The following is a 2,500-nucleotide window of genomic DNA, read 5'->3' as shown; positions in this document are numbered from 1 at the left end:
GAAAAGGATCGGGATGAGCTGTGCCTAGGGGTGAAAGGCCAATCAAACTCGGAGATAGCTGGTTCTCTGCGAAATCTATTTAGGTAGAGCGTCATCCGAATACCCCGGGGGGTAGAGCACTGGATGGGTAATGGGGCCCCACAGGCTTACTGATCCTAACCAAACTCCGAATACCCGGGAGTACTAGATGGCAGACACACTGCGGATGCTAACGTCCGTAGTGGAGAGGGAAACAACCCTGACCTACGACTAAGGCCCCCAATTCATGGCTAAGTGGGAAAGCAGGTGGGACGACCAAAACAACCAGGAGGTTGGCTTAGAAGCAGCCATCCTTTAAAGATAGCGTAACAGCTCACTGGTCTAAACAAGTTGTCCTGCGGCGAAGATGTAACGGGGCTCAAGCCATGAGCCGAAGTCTAGGATGCCGTAAGGCATGGTAGCAGAGCGTAGTGTGACATAGGACTTTATCTGAATTACCGCCCGACACCGGGGCGCGGGCAACCGTGCTCAAGTAGCGTAAGCGGTAGCACAGATATAAGTCCTTTCGATGAAGCCGGGGCGTGAGCCATCCGGTGGAGAGATCACTAGTGAGAATGATGACATGAGTAGCGACAAAGAGTGTGAGAGACACTCTCGCCGAAAGTCCAAGGGTTCCTGCTTAAAGCTAATCTGAGCAGGGTAAGCCGGCCCCTAAGCCGAGGCCGAAAGGCGTAGGCGATGGGAACCAGGTTAATATTCCTGGGCCAGGAGGATGTGACGGATCACAGGTGTAGTTCAATCTTATCGGATTGATTGGGCTGCTGAGTGGTTCCTGGAAATAGCCCTCCATCAGACCGTACCCTAAACCGACACAGGTGGACTGGTAGAGCATACCAAGGCGCTTGAGAGAACGATGTTGAAGGAACTCGGCAAAATACCTCCGTAAGTTCGCGAGAAGGAGGCCCGGTTCCTAGGCAACTAGGGGCTGGGGGCACAAACCAGGGGGTGGCGACTGTTTATTAAAAACACAGGGCTCTGCGAAGTCGCAAGACGACGTATAGGGTCTGACGCCTGCCCGGTGCCTGAAGGTTAAAAGGAGAGGTGAGAGCCTTGAATTGAAGCCCAGGTAAACGGCGGCCGTAACTATAACGGTCCTAAGGTAGCGAAATTCCTTGTCGGGTAAGTTCCGACCTGCACGAATGGCGTAACGACTTCCCCGCTGTCTCCAACATCGACTCAGCGAAATTGAATTGCCTGTCAAGATGCAGGCTTCCCGCGGTTAGACGGAAAGACCCCGTGCACCTTTACTACAGCTTCGCACTGGCATCAGGATTGTGATGTGCAGGATAGGTGGTAGGCTTTGAAGCGGAAACGCAAGTATCCGTGGAGCCTCCCTTGAGATACCACCCTTCGCACTCTTGATGTCTAACCGCGGTCCGTTATCCGGATCCGGGACCCTGCGTGGCGGGTAGTTTGACTGGGGCGGTCGCCTCCTAAAGCGTAACGGAGGCGCGCGAAGGTTGGCTCAGAGCGGTCGGAAATCGCTCGTTGAGTGCAATGGCAGAAGCCAGCCTGACTGCAAGACTGACAAGTCGAGCAGAGTCGAAAGACGGCCATAGTGATCCGGTGGTCCCGAGTGGAAGGGCCATCGCTCAACGGATAAAAGGTACGCCGGGGATAACAGGCTGATACTGCCCAAGAGTCCATATCGACGGCAGTGTTTGGCACCTCGATGTCGGCTCATCTCATCCTGGGGCTGGAGCAGGTCCCAAGGGTACGGCTGTTCGCCGTTTAAAGAGGTACGTGAGCTGGGTTTAGAACGTCGTGAGACAGTTCGGTCCCTATCTGCCGTGGGTGTAGGAGACTTGAGAGGAGTTGCCCCTAGTACGAGAGGACCGGGGTGAACGATCCACTGGTGGACCAGTTGTCGTGCCAACGGCAGTGCTGGGTAGCTATGATCGGACAGGATAACCGCTGAAGGCATCTAAGCGGGAAGCCCCCCTCAAAACAAGGTCTCCCTGAGGGCCGTGGAAGACCACCACGTCAATAGGCCGGAGATGTAAGCGCAGTAATGCGTTCAGTTGACCGGTACTAATCGCCCGATAGGCTTGATTTGATCCAGTAATGGAAAGACAAAGCCGAAAGCATACACCGACCTTGACAATGGATAACGTCGCAGCGCCAAGCCGCGATGTTGGTTGATTAAATAACCGAGTGGCACCGCGCATTCGCTTCGCGAATACGCTGCCTGCCACCTGTCGCTTTCTTGCAAAGCAAGAAAGTCGACATGGGCTTTTCCTCGGTTTGGTGGTCATAGCGCAAGTGAAACACCCGGTCCCATCCCGAACCCGGAAGTTAAGCACTGCCGCGCCAATGGTACTTGGGCTCAAGCCCCGGGAGAGTAGGTCACCGCCAAACCTAGAAAAAGCCCACACAAGCTCTCTAACGATATCGCACTTATTCGACCCTGTCGCGGGATGGAGCAGCCCGGTAGCTCGTCAGGCTCATAACCTGAAGGTCG

General features: G+C 54.8%; 2 rRNA genes (1 of these 2 cut by a window edge). Both read left to right on the top strand.

The window, feature by feature from the left end:
• Positions 1-2,095, top strand: a 23S ribosomal RNA gene (locus tag ACR0K1_RS25150); it begins 769 nt to the left of the window's first position.
• A gap of 187 nt (positions 2,096-2,282) precedes the next feature.
• A 5S ribosomal RNA gene (gene rrf / locus ACR0K1_RS25145) occupies positions 2,283-2,397 on the top strand.
• Positions 2,398-2,500 lie beyond the last annotated feature (103 nt).

This window comes from Ruegeria sp. F5, from assembly GCF_056533845.1.
The sequence above is the reverse complement of the archived record's forward strand: the minus strand, read 5'-3'. Positions and strand labels throughout refer to the sequence as shown.